Origin of the sequence: Streptomyces sp. NPDC092952, from assembly GCF_044754785.1 — a bacterium.
Taxonomy (GTDB): domain Bacteria; phylum Actinomycetota; class Actinomycetes; order Streptomycetales; family Streptomycetaceae; genus Streptomyces.
In genome coordinates this window covers 281,253-297,465 of record NZ_JBIVPT010000008.1, presented here as the reverse complement: position 1 = coordinate 297,465, position 16,213 = coordinate 281,253, and the positions used below count along the sequence as shown (strand labels likewise).

The window sequence follows — 16,213 nt, the reverse complement described above, 5'->3', positions numbered from 1 at the left end:
GCCCGCCCCAGGCCGGGATTTGCCGCTACGGCAACCATTCTTGCTGAAATGGTGCCACGTCATGGACGCTCTCCCGTGAAAGGGAGGTGCTCCTGATGAACGGAACGACCGAGAACGGCGGCCCGCGCGACGGCGGGGCGGAGAGCGGGGCCGGTGCGGACCGGCGCTACGACGTGGTGGTGATCGGCGGCGGCGCCGCCGGGCTGAGCGGGGCGGTGACCCTGGCAAGGGCGCGCCGCTCGGTGCTGGTGCTCGACGCGGGCGAGCCGCGCAACGCCCCGGCCGCGCACATGCACGGCTACCTGGGATACGACGGCCGCCCGCCCGCCCGGCTGCTGTCCGACGGCCGCGAGGAGGTGGCCCGGTACGGGGGCGAGGTGGTCCGGGGCGCGGTGGCCGCCGTGGAACGGCTCCCCGGCGACGAGGGCTTCCGCGTCGCGCGGGAGGACGGGACGGCCGTGGTGGCGCGCGCCCTCCTGGTGGCCACGGGGCTGGTGGACGAGCTGCCCGAGGTGCCGGGCGTGGCCGAGCGCTGGGGGCGCGAGGTGCTGCACTGCCCGTACTGCCACGGCTGGGAGGTCCGCTCCCGGCCGGTCGGCATCCTGTCCACCGGCCCGCTCGCCGTGCACCAGGCGCTGATGTGGCGCCAGTGGACCGAGGACGTCACGCTCTTCCGCCACACCGGTCCGGCCCCCACCGACGAGGAGTACGAACAGCTGGCGGCGCGCGGCATCGCCGTGGTCGACGGCGAGGTCACCGGCCTGGAGGTGGCCGGCGACCGGCTCGCCGGGGTACGGCTGGCCGGTGGCCGGCTGGTGGAGCGCGAGGCGGTCGTGGTGCAGGCGGCCTTCACCGCCCGTACGGAGGGGCTGGCCGGTCTGGGCCTCGCCACGGCCGCGATGGTGGTGGGCGGGGTCCCGGTGGGGAGCCATGTCGCCACCGGCCCGGCCGGGGCGACCGAGGTGCCCCGCGTCCGGGTGGCCGGCAACGCCGCGGACCCGAAGGCCACCGTCGTCGTGGCGGCGGCGGCCGGGGTGCAGGCCGCCGCCGCGCTCAACGCGGACCTGGCCGACGACGACGTACGCCGCGCGGTCGCCGCCCGCCGGGCCTGAGCGGAGCCCGGCGGACGGGGACCGCGCGGTGAGGGGGTGCCGGGCCGGGGCCGGCGGGGGAGGGCCTCAGGCCTGGGGCGCGGCGGCCTTGATCGCGGAGATGTCGAAGTTCAGCTTGACCTTGTCGCTGACCATCACACCGCCGGTCTCCAGCGCCGCGTTCCAGGTCAGGCCCCAGTCGGAGCGCAGGATGGTCGCGCTGCCCTCGAAGCCGACGCGCTCGTTGCCGTAGACGTCGGTGGCGGAGCCGTTGAACTCCAGGTCGATGGAGAGGGGGCGCGTGACGTCCTTGATCGTCAGGTCGCCGGTGACCCGGTAGTCGTCGCCGCCGAGCAGCTCGGCGCCGGTCGAGCGGAACGTCATGAGCGGGAACTTCTCGGCGTCGAAGAAGTCGCCGCTGACCAGGTGGCCGTCGCGGTCGGCGATGCCGGTGTCGACGCTGGCGATCCGGACGTCGATGGACGCGGTGGACTTCGACGGGTCGGAGCCGTCCAGCTTGAGGACGCCCTCGTGGTCGCCGAACGAGCCGCGCACGTTGGTCACCATCGCGTGGCGCACGGTGAAGCCGATGCTGCTGTGGGCCGGGTCGATCGTGTAGTCACCGCTGAGGGCGGCCAGGGCCGGGTCCACGGCGGCGGGGGTGGCGGCAGGGGTGTTGTTCTTGCGGTTGAACAGAGCCATGGCTCCTCCTCGGGGACGTGATGCGACGGGTGGAACATGAGCGGTCCGTCGCGGTTGTTGTTTAACCTTCAACGAGATTGACTGTAGCCGAAGCTAGTTAAAGATTCAACAGATGCTCCCGGCCGTCACCCGAAAGGGCGCACCCGAGGGGGGCGGGGGCCGTGAACGGCGGTCGAACGTCTCGCCAATTGGCCCCTGTTGGAGGCGCCCCCCTCTGGCGGACGCGCGTAGAACTCGGGCAGTATCTCCCTGCCCTTACTTGTCATGAGCAGGAGGATCCCCCCATGTCGTCCGCAATGAGACTGCGTCCCGCCCTGACCGCGCTCGCCCTGGTGCTCGGCGTGCTCTTCGCCCCGGGCTTCGGCGTGATCGGCGGAGCCGCCCCCCAGGCCCACGCCGTCACCAAGCTCACCCACGCCGAGGCCACCGCCCGCTTCAGCTCCTCCGGGGTCACCTGGTCGTCGTCCGGCGGCTGCTCCAACCGCAACGTCGCCACCTGCACGTCCTTCGACCAGCTCAACCTGCCCACCGCCCAGGGAGCCCAGACCCTCAAGAGCGCCACGGGCTGCGCGCTGAACATCACCGGCGGCACCGAGACCGGCCACGCCAGCGGCACGTACTCGCACTGGAACGGCTACAAGCTCGACTTCGCCAAGTCGACCTGCCTCACCAACTACGTCCACAACACGTTCACCTACATCGGCCTCCGCGGCGACGGAGCCCCCCAGTACCAGGCGGGCTCCGGCAACGTCTACGCCGACGAGGGCAACCACTGGGACGTGACGTACTACAACTGCGGCGGCTGCTGACCCCCGCACCGCGCACGGCTCCCCGCGTGCCTCCGCCCCGGCCCCCTCCGGAGCGGAGGCACCGCGCGCGTCGACACGCCATGACCACCACGGCGCCGCCGCCACGGGCACGTTGGCGGCACGTTGCGGCGCCGTTGGCGCACCGCGGGAGTCTCTTCCCGTGGCGGAGATCCCCTCCTGTCGTACGGGGGTGGCACAGGGGACACCGGCACTTCCCGCAGCGGCGGTACGGGGGACACGGCCGCCTACTGCGGGGGCGAGGGCGCGGGCAGGGCCGGCAGGCCGGCCAGGCCCGCGCGACTCGCCTCGATGTGCTGCGCCATGCCGTGGCGCAGCCCCAGCTCCAGACACTGCTCCCAGCACGACCGGGCGTCGTCCCACTCGCCGAAGTGCTGGTACGTACCGGCCATGAAGGCCAGGCAGTCGGCGGTGCCGCCGAGATCGTCCATCCGGCGCCGGATGGCCAGGGCCTCCCGCTGCGCCTCCAGCGCCCCCTCCCGGTCGCCGAGCTGACGCCGTACGTCGCCGAGATTGGTGAGGCTGGTGGCCAGGAAGACGCCGTGCCGCTGCTCGCGCAGCGCCGCCACGACCTTCTCGTAGTTCGCCACGGCGTCCGCGTGCTCGCCGACCATCGCCTGGGCGTCCGCGATCCGGCTCAGGGCCAGCGCCTCGCTGCGCGGGCTGCTGGTGCGGCGGTACAGCTCGTGCGACCGCTCGGCGTGCACCAGCCCCTGCCGGGCGTCCCCGAGCTGGACGTACAGCGACGCCATATTGCCGAGGATCGACGCCTGGGCCAGTACGTCACCGGCGTCGGTGAAGAACGCGAGGGCCAGGGTCAGATGCTCCAGGCACGCCTCGTTGCGGTACGCCATGCCGTGAGCGACGGCGGTCCTGCGGTGCAGCCACGCCTGGCCGAGCCCGTCCCCGTGCGCCACCGCGATCTCCATCGCCTGGCTCAGGCAGGCGTCCCACTCACCGGTCCACCAGTGGGTCGTCGCGTAGCCGAAGAGCCCGGCGGCCAGGCGCCAGGCGAGGTCGGAGCGGCCCGCCTCCCCGGCCCGGGTGAGGGCCTCCCGGATCGCGGGCAGCTCCCGCTTGGTCCACTCGATGGCGTCCGCGTCCTCCGCGAAGACCGGCAGGGCGGGGCCCGCCGGCGCGTCGAGCGGCGGCGGCGACTGCGTCTCGTGGCTGGCCACGGCACAGGCCGTACTGACGGCCCGGGCGTACCAGACGAGCATCCGGACGGTGGCCGCCTCCCGGCCGTCCGCGGGCTCCTCCTCCGCCGCGCGCTGGGCCGCGTACTCGCCCAGCAGGTCGTGGAGCGCGTACCGGCCGGGGGCGGGGCTGTGCACGAGGTTCGCGTCGACCAGCAGTTCCAGGGCGGTCGACGCGTCGTACTCGTCCGTACCCAGCAGGGCCGCGGCGGACTGTGCGGTGAACAGATGCGGCTTCCACAGGCCGAGCAGCCGGAAGGCGCGCGCCGCCTCGCGCTCCGCGGCGTTGCCGCTGTCCCGGATCGCCTGGTAGCTCATGTCGAAGGTGTGCCGTACGGCGACCGCGCCCATCGACAGCGCCTGGAGCCGCCCCCGGTCCGGGGCCAGACGCTCGGCCAGCAGCGCCAGCGGCCACGACGGACGGGAGGAGAGCCGCCCGCCGACGATCCGCAACGCCAGCGGCAGCCCGCCGCAGGCGGCCAGGATGTCGGCCAGGGCCGCCGGTTCGTGCGCGATCCGGTCGGCGCCGCAGAGCCGGGACAGCAGGGTGAGCTGCTCCCCGGGCCCGAGCGGGTGCAGCGCCATCATCTCGACCCCGGGCAGCTCGGCCAGCAGCTGACGGCTGGTGATCAGGGCCGCGCCCGGCCCCTGGGGCGGGAGCAGCGGGGCCACCTGGGCGGCGTCCCGGGCGTTGTCCAGGACCAGCAGGACGCGGCGGTCCGCGACCGCCGACCGGAACAGCGCCGCCCGGTCGTCCGTGTCGTCCGGCAACGACGCCGGGCGCGCGCCGAGATCGTCCAGGAATCGGGCGAGCAGGTCGTGCGCGCTGCGCGGGCCCCCGCCGCTGAACCCCCGCAGATCGGCGTAGAGCGTGCCGTCCGGGAAGTCCTCCTGGACCAGGCGGGCCACCCGGACGGCGAGGGCGGTCTTCCCGATGCCGCCCATCCCCGAGATCACCACCGGCCGCAGCGGCGCCCCGTCGTCGCGCCGCAGCGCCGCCACCGCCGCCGCCGTCTCCTCCTCCCGGCCGGTGAACTCCGGTACGGAGGACGGGAGCTGGTACGGCGGGCGGGGTGCCGGTACCGCGACCGGCGGGGCCGGGGCCTGCTCCCCGTCCAGCAGCTCCTGGTACGACCGGCGGACGGCGGGGCCGGGCTCCGTACCGAGCTCGTCCACCAGCGAACGGCGCAGGGCGTGGAAGACCTCGAACGCCTCGGCCTGGCGCCCGGTGCGGTGCAGGGCGAGCATGAGCTGGCGGTGGAGCTCCTCGCGCAGCGGGTTCTCGGCGGCGAGGACGGCCAGGTCGGTGAGGATCTCGCCGTGGTTCCCGAGGTGGAGTTCGGCGTCGAAGGCCCACTCCCGCACCTGGAGGCGGAGCTGGTCGAGCTGGTGGATCCGCAGGGTCGGGCCCTGCTGGTCGCGGTACGGGACGAGGTCGGCGAGCGGCGCGCCGCGCCACAGGGCCAGCGCCGCCCGGCTCTCCCCGAGGACCTTCGCCCAGTCGCCCGCCTGGTGGGCGAGGCAGGCGGCGCGCACCCGGGTCTCGAACACCTCGACGTCCAGATCGCCGTCGGCCACCAGGAGTTGGTAGCCCGGCGCCACGGTCAGCAGCCGCTCGCCCCCGGCCGGGGCCAGCAGCCTGCGCAGCCGGGTCGCGTGGTTGGCGAAGGACGCCTCGACGCTGGAGGGCAGCTCGTCGCCCCACATGGCTTCCTTCAGCGCGTCCTTGGACACCACCCGGTTCGCCTGGAGCAGCAGCGCCGCCAGCAGCACCCGGACCTTGAGCCCGGACACCGGCCGCAGCGCCGTACCGTCGTGCACCACCAGCGGTCCAAGCAGCCCGAACCTCAGCATGTCGTCCCCCAGGGCGCCAACGGTCGGCATCCGTGCTGCGGAGATGAGGAACGGAGGACCGGCTGGGGAACATCGTAATCCGAACGGGGGACACAAGATCAACAGGTGGCCGGGTGCGGACGGCTCACCGGGCGGGCGGGCGCGGACGGCTGCCCCGCCGTCCGCCCCCGCATCCGGTCCGGCGGCCGCCCCGGTCACCGGTCCGGGGCGCCACCGCCCCGCCCGGCGGTCCTCACCGGCGGGCTCCCGGGCTGCTCAGTGGTTGCTCGGGACGTAGGCGTTGCAGCCGTACCCGTCCTTGGTCGCGATCAGGAGGGCGGCACCGGTGTTGGGACCGACGATGCCGTCCACGGGCAGGTGCTCCCACGACTGGAAGGCCCGGATGGCGCCGTTGGTGTCGGGGCCGAAGGAGCCGTCCACCGCGACGGTGTGGTAGCCGGTCGAGAACGAGAGGTCGTTGACCAGGAGTTGCACACACCTCACGCCGTTGTACGTGTTGGCCTGGCCGTAGCCGATCCACGGGGCCCCGACGGCGGCATGGGCGCCTGCCCCCCACCCGCCGACGGCGAGACAGACGGCGGCGGCGACGGTCGTCCCGGCCTTCGCTCCGACCTTTGCGATACGTGTCTTCATCTCTGCTGAACTCCGGCTCTCTCGGCTGGTGTCACGGTGCCTGACAGCCCTCACCCTGATCGATCCCCGCAATCCCGCCCCAACACGGAACCAACACCCCGGACTCCACCCACCCGGCGAAACGGGAGGTCCCGCGCGGAACGGGCCCGCGAGGCGGAGATGTGCCTGCCGGGGCGGACGGCGGGATGCTTGACTGCCCCGTATGGCATCGACGCTCGGCACGCCCCGACCCGACCAGGCCGCCTACATGCTGCGGGCCGCCGCCGGCGGCGCCGGCCGCGCGTACAAGCGGGAGTTGCTGGACCTGCTGGACATCCGTACCGGCCAGACCGCCCTGGACGTGGGGTGCGGCCCGGGGACGGACCTGCCGGCACTGGCCGAACGCGTCGGGGACGACGGCACGGTGATCGGCGTGGACCGCGACCCGGACATGCTGGCCCGCGCCCGGGAACGTACGAAGGACCTGCGCCGGGTGGAGATCCGCGAGGCCGACGCGCACGCCCTGCCCGTCGAACCGGGCACGGTGGACCGGGCCAAGATCGACCGGGTACTGATGCACGTCGCCGAACCCGCCGACGTGCTCGCGCAGCTCCATCGCGCGACCCGACCCGGCGCCCGGATCGCCCTGGCCGAACCCGACTGGGACACATTGATCGTCGACGCCGAGGACCTGGAGACGAGTCGCGCCTTCACTCGCTGGACCACGACGGAGGTCGTGCGCCACGCGACGATCGGCCGCGGCCTCGCCCGCCTCGCCGAACAGGCGGGCTTCCACGTCGAGACGGTCCTCGCCACCACACCGGTCTTCCGCGACTTCGAGGACGCGGACCACACCCTGGGCCTGGGCCGCAACATGCAGAACGCCATCGACGCCGGTCATGTCGACCGGGACCGGGGCCACCGCTGGTTCGCCGCTCTGTCCCAAGGCCCGTTCTTCGCGTCGTTCACGCTCGTCGGCGTGGTCTGCTCCCGCTGATGTCCTGGGCAGGCCGGGTCGCCCGGGCGCTGGGGATCCTGGTGTTCCTGGCGGGGGCGGTGAGCGCGGCGTCCGCCGTCCTTCCCCAGCGGGCGGGGATGGCGGAGCTCCTGCGCGATGTGCGGTCGGGCCGGACGTCCTCGATCCATCTCGTCGATGTGTCCCTGGGGGAGGGGCGGGCCCGGTGGGGCGACGGGTTCCTGGAGAGCAAGACGTACACGTTCCGGCTCGACGCCCTGCCGGGAGAGGACGACGAGGACGCCTTCGAGCGGATGCTCCGGGAACGGCTCGGGGACGGGGCGCCGAAGGACCTGACGTTCGACAGCAAGGACCCGCTGGCCCCCGTGGGCGGCCTGTCGGCCCTGGTCCCCCTGCTCTACTGGCGCGTCATCGAGGCCGCCTGGCTCAAGTGGGCGTCCCTGGCGGTCTTCGCCGCGAGCGTGACCGCGATGCTCACCCGGGAGATGAGGCGCACCCCCAGCGCCGGGTACTGGCTGATCGCCGCCTTCATCGGTCCGGGCACACCGGCCCACCTCTGGACGGAGCCCCACTCGCTCCGCCGCCCCGACGCTGTCGCGGGGCGCGACTCCCGGATCTCGGGATGGGGCGTCGTCCTCCGCTCGGCCTGCTGTTCCGGGGCGGTGCTGCTGGCGGTGTGGTCGGCGCTGTCGCTGCGGTAGGGGCCGGTTCCGGCGAGTGGGCGGACCGTAGAGTCCTGGGTGTGGATGTGTTGCGTGGTGCTTCCGTGGTTCTCCGGCCCGCCGTACGCCCGGATGCCCCTGCCCTGGCCGCCATCCGGGCCACGCCCGAGGTCCGGATGCGGTGGCGGGGCGGCGAGGACCTGGAGGCCGAGGTCCTGACCGGGCTCGACGACCCCGGCACGCACTGCCTGGCCGTCGAGCACGGGCGGCGGGTCGTCGGAATGATCCAGTGGTACGCGGAGGAGGACGCCGAGTACCGCCACGCGGGCATCGACCTCTACCTCGCCCCCTCGGTGCACGGCCGCGGCCTGGGCACCGACGCCGTACGGACGCTGGCCCGCCACCTCGTCGACGACCACGGCTTCCACCGCCTGGTCATCGACCCGGCGGCCGACAACGCGGCGGCGATCCGCTGCTACACCAAGGTCGGCTTCCGCCCGGTCGGCGTCATGCGCCAGTACGAGCGCGGCGCGGACGGCACCTGGCACGACGGCCTCCTGATGGACCTCCTTGCCGCCGAACTGGTCCGCTGACCAGCTTGGAAGGCCGGAATCCTCTCCCTCCGGGGAGAGGGCGCACGTCACTGCTTGCCGTAGCCGACGGGGTCGACCGTGACGCCCTGACCGGACTCCGAGCCGTCCGTCACCGGGAGGCTGAGGCTGATCCGGAGCGTCTTGGAGTGCGTCTCGTTCGGCGGGGTCACGACGATGGAGACGATCCGGAGGCCGGTGCCGCCGGTGTCGTTGCGCGGGGTGTGGAGCGTGAAGCGGGTGGTCTCGCCGCCGCCGAGGACGACCTCCTGCGGGGTGTTCGCGCTGCGGTCCGCGCTGAAGGTGTCGCCGTCCGACGTATTCAGGTCGACACCGGGGAAGCCCTTGAGCGAGCAGGCGTCGCTGTTGTTCTTCAGGCTGACCAGGACGTCGCCCTCGCCCATGCCGTGGCTGGCGGTGATGGCGAGATTGGCCGTCTTGCAGGGGCCGGTGTTGATCTGGCCGCCGCCGCTCCCCTTGTCACTGCCGCCGCCGGAGTCGCCGCCCTTGCCGCCGTCGTCCGTGGCGGTGCCGCCGTTGCCGCCGGTGCTGTCCGAGGGGGCCGCGGAGTTCTCGGCGGCGGGGGAGGAAGCGGTGTCCTGCGACGGAGCCGCGTCGGTGTCGCCGTCCTGGCAGGCCGTCAGGGTCAGGCCCGCGAGGACGGCCACGGTGGCGAGGGTCAGCTTCTTCGTCAGCTTCGGCTGGACGTGCATCGGGACTTCCTTGCTGTGGTTCGGGACGCTGGTGCGCTGCTGATCATTAAGGCACTGCCTGGGTCTGCCCCGTTCCGTTCCCACGCCGCTGGGACATGTCCCTGACAGACCTGTTACACGCGGGCCCGCCACTCGGACCGCCGCATCCGGCCCGCCGTACGCAACCGCTGGAGCGCCGCGCGGATCCGGGCGACGACGTGCGCGTTGGTGCCTTGCTCGTGTGGCGAGGCCATTGGCTGGGGAAAAGGTCGTGCGGGCACGGTTGCCGCCGAACTGGTCCGCTGGTCCCGGGGCGTTCAGGACGGCTGGGTGAGCCACCGTTGCCACCGGGTGTCGGCCAGGACGAGGTCGGCCAGCCGCCGGTATCCGCCGGCGGCCGGGTGGGCGCCGTCGCCGGACAGGGCCTCGCGGGCCCAGACGGGGTCGGCGGCCAGGTGCCGGGTCGTGGGGACGAAGGGGACGTGCCGTTCCCGGCAGAGCGCCGCCATCCCGTCCGCCAGTTCCGTCGTACGGGCCAGGTGCCCGGCTCCCGCGCCGACGACCGGCGGCGGGCCGACCACCAGCGGGGCGACGGACCGCCGCCGGCTTCCGTCCAGGAGAGTGGCCAGGTTGTCCAGGCAGCGGGCCGGGGCGACGCGCACCGCGCCGTCCTCCTCGACCATGTCGTTGCTGCCGAAGGAGACGACGAGCCGGTTGTCCGCGCCGGGCACGGTGCGCGGCGCGACCTCCTGCCAACAGCGGCGCAGAACGTCCTCGGACGTGTTGCGCCTGATGCCGAGGTTGAAGGCCGTGACGTCCTTGCCGGTGGCCTCCAGCACCCGGCCGACCCACCCCCGGTACCCGGGGTCGCCGATGCCCTGGACGAACGAGTCGCCGATGAAGCAGATACGGATGTCCTCGGTCACCCGGCGACTCTAACGAGGCCCGGGGACAGGCCCGGGGCCAGGTGCTCAGGACGTGAGATTCGGGTCGTAGGCCAGTGCCTGGAGCTTGTTCTGGCTGTCCACCGTGATGCCGGACCTCTTGATCGCGGCGTCGAACTCGACGCGCCCGAAGGCCGACGTCACGGGCTGGCCCTGGATGGCCACCACCAGCTTCATCCCCTCCTCGGCGTTCACCAGGAACCTGCGGATCTCCTTGAAGCCGGGCGACTGCTTCTTCGCGTCACCGTCCACGGTCGCCGCGTTCTTGTTGAGGTGGGACAGCCCGCCCTGCTTGTCCTTCTTCTTGGTGGCCACGGCCAGGAGTTCGGCGTGCATGGCGCTCAGGCTGACCGGGGTGGACAGCAGGTTCGTCACGATGTTGGCGGGAGGCAGCGGTACCGGCACGGTTCCGGCGGGGGTCGTGGTGGCGTGCGGCTGGTCCCGGACGTCCTGGGGCTCGGGCTGGTACATGGCCGCCGAGATCGAGGGCGCTCCGCCGACGGTCAGGAGGCCCGCCGTCGTGACGGCGGCCGTGTCGATGAACCCCGCCAGTGTCCCGGAGTGCTGCCGGACGAGGCTGTTCGTGCCGGGGGTGGCGAGCGGGTACGTGTGCTGCGCGGGGGACGCCACGTCCATGACCGCCTGCTCGGCCGCGGCCTGGCTCGGGAGCAGGTTCCGGTAGTGGGCTCCGTAGGTGAGCATCAGGTTCGGGAGGTTGGCGTTGTTGGGCTCGACGACCTGTCCCTCCCACTTCACGGGAACCCAGCGGCGGAATTCCACGGTCTGCCGCATCAGCTCCTGGGCGAGGGTCAGCGCGGGGTCCAGCGGCGAGGCGATGGTGTTCATCACCGCCACGGCGCCGGGCGCGACGACACCGGCGTTCACCAGGTCCTCCCCCGTCCGGGTGTAGGTGTCCGAGGAGTAGGTGACCGCCACGTTGTAGTAGAAGGCGTGACCGCCGTGCATCAGCTTCTCGGGGACGGCCTCCCAGCCGCGCATCAGCCCCTGGTTGAAGTTCTTGTTCTCCTGCGGCGCGATGTTGCCGTGGACGTCGGCGTCCTGGCCCTCCATGAGGGTGTGCTCGACGAGATGGCCGCCGTCGTACGTGTTCCCCAGCGGCGGCCGGTTGAAGATGGCCCGTTCCATGACGCCGAAGTGCCCGTACGGGCCGATCACGCTGTTGTCCCGGTTGCTGCCGTCCGCCTTGGAGACGGACTGCGGGTCGATCTCCGCCCGCACCGTGCCCGCCCGGTGGAAGCTGCCCGGGTAGTCGTGCGGCGAGACGTTGAGCAGCGGGCCGAACGTGTAGTTCTCCGGCAGTTGCGCGGCCGCGAAGAAGGGGGCGAACACGGCGCTCAGGCTCTTGTGCGGCGGGGGAGCGTTCTGTTCCTTCGGGTTGTTCGCGGTGATGGCCGACTTGCGTTGCACCGTGGCCTCTTTGGCGGCGTGCGCGGTGACTGGCCCGGTGTCATGGGCGTCCTCGGCGTCCCGGCCCCCACCGCCCGAGGACGACGGAGCCCGCATCACCCGGGTGGCATTGGCCTCCGCCTCCCGCTCGAAACGGTCGGACGGGTCGGAGATCCGCAGTCCGCCGCCGTCGTCCGTCCCGGCCACCGGGCCGGTGCGCTGCTGGATGACGTGGGTGAGCTCGTGGGCGAGGGTGTGCTTGTCGGCGCCGCCCGAGCCGATGACGATGTGGTTCCCCGAGGTGTAGGCGCGGGCGCCGACCTCGGTGGCCGACCGTGCGGCGGCGGCGCCGGTGTGCACCCGGACGTCGGAGAAGTCGGCCTCCAGCCGCGCCTCCATCTCGGTCCTGAGCGGCGCGGCGAGGGGCCGCCCGGCACCGCCGAGCACCTCGTGGACGGCGGAGCGCTGCACGGGCGCCGGTCCGTCACCGCTCCGCGTACCGTCGCACCCGGCATCGTGCTCGTGCCCGGCCTCTTCGATCAGCCGGGCCAGGGCCGCGTTCCCGATGCTGCGCTGCAGGGCGGCGAGCGAACCCGGCGGCACCCGGTCCGCGCCGTACGGAGCCGGGGCGGACACGGCGGAGACGGACACGACGGGGACGGACACGGCCTGCCGTGGCTTCGTCGTGGCCGTCGGCCTCGTACCGGTCTCGTGCGCGCGCATGGGACGGACCCCTTCCCGAAGGTCTCGGCTGCGTATCCACCCTGGATACGCAAGCCCGGAACGGGTCGGCAAGAGCCCGAGGGGCAGTGTTCGCGGACGGGCGGGGCAGGCCGCGACGGCCCTGCCGCCCGCCCCGCTCCGGCCCGACCCCGCCCCGCCCGATCAGGCCCCCACGCTCACCGTGAACCGGCGCGGGTTGCCGTCGTTGGCGGCGCCCGACACATCGGGCTGCCCGTCCGGGCGGACGTCGTCGTACGGGAAGGCGTAGCCGATCGGGGTGTTGGCGTGCACGACGCGGGACCAGTGGTTGGTGACCGGGTCCCGGTAGTAGTCGGCGGGGGAGGTGCCGTTGGGCTGGTCGGGGTGGGTGAGCATCAGGGAGCGGTTGAAGCCGGAGGCGAGGCGGGCCAGCAGGGCCTTCTTGTCGTCGGAGTCGGCCGGGTTGTTGGTGAACGGGCCGTGGTTGCAGGTGAAGACGTCCTTCGAGGTCGGCTTGGGGAAGCTGTGCCCGCCGTCGAAGGTCAGCACGTCGCCGGTCACCCGGCCGGTGCGGACGCCGCGCCCGCCCTGGAGGTCGATGCGCAGATCGGTGGAGCGGTACGTGTCCCAGGCCCGGTCGATGTACGAGGTGAACGCATCGCGGAACGGCATCTGGTCCGGCCGGTCGAAGTACGGCGCCATCAGGTTCTGCGGGGAGATCACCCGCAGCACGTTCCCGTCCCCGCCCCGGATCACCAGCTTGTCCCAGGGCTGGCCGTCGGCGGCGGCCTGGGCGGTGAGGCCGTCCGCGATGCGCTGCACCGCGCCGTCCGGGAGCGGGGCCACGGTGTGCGTCGCGTCGCCCTCCAGGGTCAGCCCGATCGGCAGCGCGGTCACCAGGTCCACATAGCTGATGTTCGCGTACAACTGCTGGGGGTTGAACGTGAATTCGCAGAAGGACCAGGTCTTCCCGTAATTGACGTCCGTGGGCGTCGCGAAGGCCGGCTCGACCAGCCCGGGACCCGGGTTCAGATAGAACGTGAGGGTGTCGTCGCGTACGAAGTAGACGCGGGCGCCGTACATCTGGGGCAGTGTCACCACCACCGGCGCGGCGCCCGCCGCGTTCAGCGGGATGGCGCAGTCCACCGGCAGCGGGGTCTGCGGGGCGGGCGGTGAGTCCGGCCGGTACGGGGTCCCGTCGGCCCGCAGCAGGATCCATCGGTCGGTGCCCTGCTCGTGGCCGGTGACGTACGCGTTGACCCTGCCCGGCAACGAACGGTTGGACAGGGCGAGTTCACAGGTTGCAGGGGCGGCCCCGGCGCTCGGGGCGAGGGCGCCGCCCCAGGCCGGGTACGTGAGCGCGGTCGCGGCGGCGGTGGCGCCGCCCTTCAGGAAAAGCCTGCGTGAGATCACGGGGACTCCTGGGTGTGGGGGAGTCTCCACTGTCGTGAGGGCCGATCCCACCGTCAAGACTTATGACTGAGAGCGCTCTCAAGCGGGTGAACTTTTCACGACTCCAACTCATCCGTGGAGCGGTGTGCCTCATTCAACCCGCCCTGTTCGAACGGATGTTGGTGATCCGTACCGTCGGTCCACTCCGACCTGCGAGCATCTGCGGAATGAGAGAGCTGCTGCCCGCCGACCCCCGGAAGGTCGGCCCGTACCGGCTGCTGGCGCGGCTGGGCGCCGGTGGAATGGGCGAGGTGTTCCTCGGGCGCTCGCCCGGTGGGCGGACCGTCGCGGTGAAGGTCGTTCGCCGGCCGCTCGCCGAGGATGTGCACTTCCGGCGGCGGTTCGGCCGCGAGGTGGCGGCCGCCCGCCGCGTGGGGGGCTTCTACACCGCGCAGGTCGTCGATGCGGACACCGAGGCCGACCAGCCGTGGCTGGTCACGTCGTACATCCCCGGCCCGTCGCTCCGCGAGGCGGTCGCCGAGTGCGGTCCCTTCCCGGCGGAGGCGGTCGCGGCGCTCGGCGCGGGTCTCGCCGAGGGGCTGAACGCGATCCACGCCTGCGGAGTGGTCCACCGCGACCTCAAGCCCGGGAACGTGCTCCTCGCCGACGACGGGCCGCGCGTCATCGACTTCGGCATCGCCCGCGCCCTGGACGAGACGTCCGAGCTCACCCGGTCCGGCGCGATCGGCACCCCCGCCTACATGTCGCCCGAGCAGGTCCGGGGCGAGGAGGCCGGTCCGGCGAGCGACGTCTTCTGCCTGGCGGCCGTGCTGGCCTACGCCGCCACCGGGGAGGCCCCGTTCGGGGGCGGCCGCAAGGAGGCGGTGATGTACCGCGTCGTCCACGACGAGCCGGACCTCTCGGCCGTACCGGCGGACCTCCGCCCCCTCGTCGCGGCGGCCCTCGCCAAGGCGCCCGGCGACCGGCCCGGGGTCGGCGAGATCCTCGAAACCTGTGCCGCCCTGGCCGGGCCGGACGGACTCCGCCTCCCGGACGCGGTGGCCGGGATGATCGACGAGCGGACGGTGCGGACGATGCGAGCGGTCCGTACGGCACCGACGCCACGGGCGGACGCGCCCACCACCCGCGAGCCGGCCCCGCCACCCGTCCCCGCACCGGCCCCCGTGCCGGGACCGGCGCCGCGACCCGGCCCGGTGGCCTTCCCGGACCGGGCCGCGCCCCGGCAGGCGCTCCGGGTCCGGGCCACCGCAAGGGAGTCCGCGCGGGGGTACACCTCCGTGGCCCTGCCCCGGCAGCTCTCGATGCCGGGGCCGTCGACGCGGCTGAGGATCGTGCGCTGGCGTACCTGGGTGGGCGGCGAGGTCACGGCGGACGAACCGCTCTTCGACGTCGTCTGGCCCGGGGGAGAGGTCGTGATCACCGCCCCGGTCGGCGGCACGCTCCTCACCATCCACCTGGGCAACGACGCCACGGCCCGGGTCGGAACCGTCGTCGCGGCGATCGGCGAGCGCGGGACGAAGGCCCCACCCGGGGCGTGGAGAGTCGGTCAGCCGTAGAGAAAACGGGTGCGTGAAGCGGGCCCGCCTACCGCACGGCCACGTAGTCCCCGGCCGACGACTTCGCCCCGGAGGTGGAGTTCCCGTAGTACGTCCACCGCCAGGTTCCGGGCACGGTGGCCTTCACCGTGGTCTTGAGCCCACCGGTCCTGCTCGACGTCGACTTCTTCACCGTCGTGTACGAGGAGGCGCCGGCCGCCTTGAACTGGAGGCTGACCGTTCGGCCCGCGTATCCCTGGTAGGTGTGGGTGTCCCAGTTCGCCCGGGTGACCCGCCCGGTCACGGTGATCGTCCTCCCCTTCGCGACCGGCTCCGGCGAGGCGTTGACGGTGACGCGGGTGGCCCGCTTGAGCTGCAAGGGAAGGTTCTTGTCGTCGGCGTCCTGGCCGTTGTGGGGGAGGTAGACGCGAGCGGCGGTCCGCCAGGTACCGGCGTCCTCGTTCCCGAAGTCGATGTACCGGGGGTCGATGTACAGCCACTCCTCGAAGTCGCAGATCCCCTTGGCGCGGTCCACCACCTTGCAGTCGCTGCCGATGACGGCGCTGTGCATGGTGTCCATGTTGCTGAGCGTGCCCCGGTAGGGAAACACCATCGGCCCGGATTTGTACTTCAGCGTGGTCGTCATCCGGAAGGTCGCATGTACCTCGACCTCTTCCTTGACTCCGACCACGATCGGCTTCCCACCGTTCACCGAGACCCGGGAGAAGGCGACCCCGCCCTCCGCCGCTCCGGCGGGCACTGCCGTCACCGAGGTGAACGCGGCCACCGCACCTCCGGCCAGCGCCGCTCTCCACATCGCTCTGCTCAAGGCCCTGCTCATCGTCGAGCCCGCTCCTTCCCCTGGCGCCGGAGGCATGCCCTCGCGGCTGACTAGGAGACGGGGGAGGGGCGTGGGGGGTTGTACGCGGGGCGGCAAGGATCCGATCGCCGGAGCGCGGCCAAGCAGGCGGGTGGCATGCCGAGGGCCTCGGGCCCGTGCAGGGGGCCGA

Annotated in this window: 13 protein-coding genes and 1 pseudogene; 6 read left to right on the top strand and 8 right to left on the bottom strand. The window is 72.8% G+C overall.

Annotated features, from left to right (window positions below; genetic code table 11):
• Window positions 1–95: 95 nt before the first annotated feature.
• A complete protein-coding gene (locus ACIQGQ_RS21735; protein ID WP_402398266.1) occupies window positions 96–1,112 on the top strand; it encodes an NAD(P)/FAD-dependent oxidoreductase in 1,017 nt (338 codons plus the stop codon).
• A 66-nt stretch (window positions 1,113–1,178) separates the two neighbouring features.
• Here the strand turns inward: ACIQGQ_RS21735 and ACIQGQ_RS21730 are convergent, their stop codons facing one another.
• Window positions 1,179–1,793: a YceI family protein gene (locus ACIQGQ_RS21730; RefSeq protein WP_402398264.1), complete on the bottom strand. Its 615-nt coding sequence runs from the start codon at window positions 1,791–1,793 to the stop codon at window positions 1,179–1,181.
• A gap of 284 nt (window positions 1,794–2,077) precedes the next feature.
• Between ACIQGQ_RS21730 and ACIQGQ_RS21725 the strand changes: the two genes are divergently transcribed.
• Window positions 2,078–2,602, top strand: coding sequence for a hypothetical protein (locus ACIQGQ_RS21725; RefSeq protein ID WP_402398262.1), 525 nt, complete (start codon window positions 2,078–2,080; stop codon window positions 2,600–2,602).
• Window positions 2,603–2,847: 245 nt separating this feature from the next.
• Here the strand turns inward: ACIQGQ_RS21725 and ACIQGQ_RS21720 are convergent, their stop codons facing one another.
• On the bottom strand, window positions 2,848–5,700 hold the full coding sequence (locus tag ACIQGQ_RS21720; RefSeq protein ID WP_402398260.1) for an AfsR/SARP family transcriptional regulator: 2,853 nt from the start codon (window positions 5,698–5,700) through the stop codon (window positions 2,848–2,850).
• Window positions 5,701–5,925: 225 nt separating this feature from the next.
• Window positions 5,926–6,303 carry a peptidoglycan-binding protein gene (locus ACIQGQ_RS21715; protein WP_402398258.1) on the bottom strand — a complete coding sequence of 126 codons (378 nt, stop codon included), beginning with the start codon at window positions 6,301–6,303 and terminating at the stop codon, window positions 5,926–5,928.
• A 202-nt stretch (window positions 6,304–6,505) separates the two neighbouring features.
• On the opposite strand from ACIQGQ_RS21715, the gene ACIQGQ_RS21710 reads away from it, so the two are divergent.
• From ACIQGQ_RS21710 to ACIQGQ_RS21700, 3 genes are read left to right on the top strand one after another with little or no spacing between them, the layout of a single operon-like run.
• Window positions 6,506–7,279 carry a methyltransferase domain-containing protein gene (locus ACIQGQ_RS21710; protein WP_402398256.1) on the top strand — a complete coding sequence of 258 codons (774 nt, stop codon included), beginning with the start codon at window positions 6,506–6,508 and terminating at the stop codon, window positions 7,277–7,279.
• Entirely contained in the window at window positions 7,279–7,959 is a 681-nt protein-coding gene (locus ACIQGQ_RS21705) for a hypothetical protein (RefSeq protein WP_402398254.1), read from the top strand. The genes ACIQGQ_RS21710 and ACIQGQ_RS21705 overlap by 1 nt, the downstream gene beginning before the upstream one ends.
• Before the next feature lie 47 nt (window positions 7,960–8,006).
• Window positions 8,007–8,513 carry a GNAT family N-acetyltransferase gene (locus ACIQGQ_RS21700; RefSeq protein WP_402398311.1) on the top strand — a complete coding sequence of 169 codons (507 nt, stop codon included), beginning with the start codon at window positions 8,007–8,009 and terminating at the stop codon, window positions 8,511–8,513.
• 47 nt (window positions 8,514–8,560) lie between these two features.
• Here ACIQGQ_RS21700 and ACIQGQ_RS21695 read toward each other — a convergent pair whose 3' ends face one another.
• The 4 genes and pseudogenes from ACIQGQ_RS21695 to ACIQGQ_RS21680 form a co-directional block, all read right to left on the bottom strand.
• Entirely contained in the window at window positions 8,561–9,223 is a 663-nt protein-coding gene (locus ACIQGQ_RS21695) for a DUF4232 domain-containing protein (protein WP_402398252.1), read from the bottom strand.
• A 296-nt stretch (window positions 9,224–9,519) separates the two neighbouring features.
• The gene (locus ACIQGQ_RS21690; protein ID WP_402398250.1) at window positions 9,520–10,128 is read right to left on the bottom strand and encodes a GDSL-type esterase/lipase family protein; all 609 of its coding nucleotides are present in this window, start codon (window positions 10,126–10,128) and stop codon (window positions 9,520–9,522) included.
• A gap of 1,529 nt (window positions 10,129–11,657) precedes the next feature.
• A pseudogene (locus ACIQGQ_RS21685) lies at window positions 11,658–12,276 on the bottom strand (DUF4157 domain-containing protein); the annotation flags it as partial.
• Window positions 12,277–12,438: 162 nt separating this feature from the next.
• On the bottom strand, window positions 12,439–13,668 hold the full coding sequence (locus ACIQGQ_RS21680; RefSeq protein ID WP_402398248.1) for a glycoside hydrolase family 64 protein: 1,230 nt from the start codon (window positions 13,666–13,668) through the stop codon (window positions 12,439–12,441).
• 206 nt (window positions 13,669–13,874) lie between these two features.
• Between ACIQGQ_RS21680 and ACIQGQ_RS21675 the strand changes: the two genes are divergently transcribed.
• Window positions 13,875–15,224, top strand: coding sequence for a protein kinase (locus tag ACIQGQ_RS21675; RefSeq protein WP_402398246.1), 1,350 nt, complete (start codon window positions 13,875–13,877; stop codon window positions 15,222–15,224).
• Between the two features lie 28 nt (window positions 15,225–15,252).
• On the opposite strand, the gene ACIQGQ_RS21670 is transcribed toward ACIQGQ_RS21675, so the two are convergent.
• Window positions 15,253–16,020: a hypothetical protein gene (locus ACIQGQ_RS21670; RefSeq protein ID WP_402398310.1), complete on the bottom strand. Its 768-nt coding sequence runs from the start codon at window positions 16,018–16,020 to the stop codon at window positions 15,253–15,255.
• Window positions 16,021–16,213 lie beyond the last annotated feature (193 nt).

What these genes read in the sequence shown, in the direction of transcription:
- ACIQGQ_RS21710 (WP_402398256.1), top strand. Translation starts at nt 6,506, where the DNA reads ATGGCATCGACGCTCGGCACGCCCCGACCCGACCAGGCCGCCTACATG.
- ACIQGQ_RS21675 (WP_402398246.1), top strand. Translation starts at nt 13,875, where the DNA reads ATGAGAGAGCTGCTGCCCGCCGACCCCCGGAAGGTCGGCCCGTACCGG.
- ACIQGQ_RS21725 (WP_402398262.1), top strand. Translation starts at nt 2,078, where the DNA reads ATGTCGTCCGCAATGAGACTGCGTCCCGCCCTGACCGCGCTCGCCCTG.
- ACIQGQ_RS21670 (WP_402398310.1), bottom strand. Translation starts at nt 16,020, where the DNA reads ATGTGGAGAGCGGCGCTGGCCGGAGGTGCGGTGGCCGCGTTCACCTCG.
- ACIQGQ_RS21720 (WP_402398260.1), bottom strand. Translation starts at nt 5,700, where the DNA reads ATGCCGACCGTTGGCGCCCTGGGGGACGACATGCTGAGGTTCGGGCTG.
- ACIQGQ_RS21695 (WP_402398252.1), bottom strand. Translation starts at nt 9,223, where the DNA reads ATGCACGTCCAGCCGAAGCTGACGAAGAAGCTGACCCTCGCCACCGTG.
- ACIQGQ_RS21715 (WP_402398258.1), bottom strand. Translation starts at nt 6,303, where the DNA reads ATGAAGACACGTATCGCAAAGGTCGGAGCGAAGGCCGGGACGACCGTC.
- ACIQGQ_RS21705 (WP_402398254.1), top strand. Translation starts at nt 7,279, where the DNA reads ATGTCCTGGGCAGGCCGGGTCGCCCGGGCGCTGGGGATCCTGGTGTTC.
- ACIQGQ_RS21730 (WP_402398264.1), bottom strand. Translation starts at nt 1,793, where the DNA reads ATGGCTCTGTTCAACCGCAAGAACAACACCCCTGCCGCCACCCCCGCC.
- ACIQGQ_RS21735 (WP_402398266.1), top strand. Translation starts at nt 96, where the DNA reads ATGAACGGAACGACCGAGAACGGCGGCCCGCGCGACGGCGGGGCGGAG.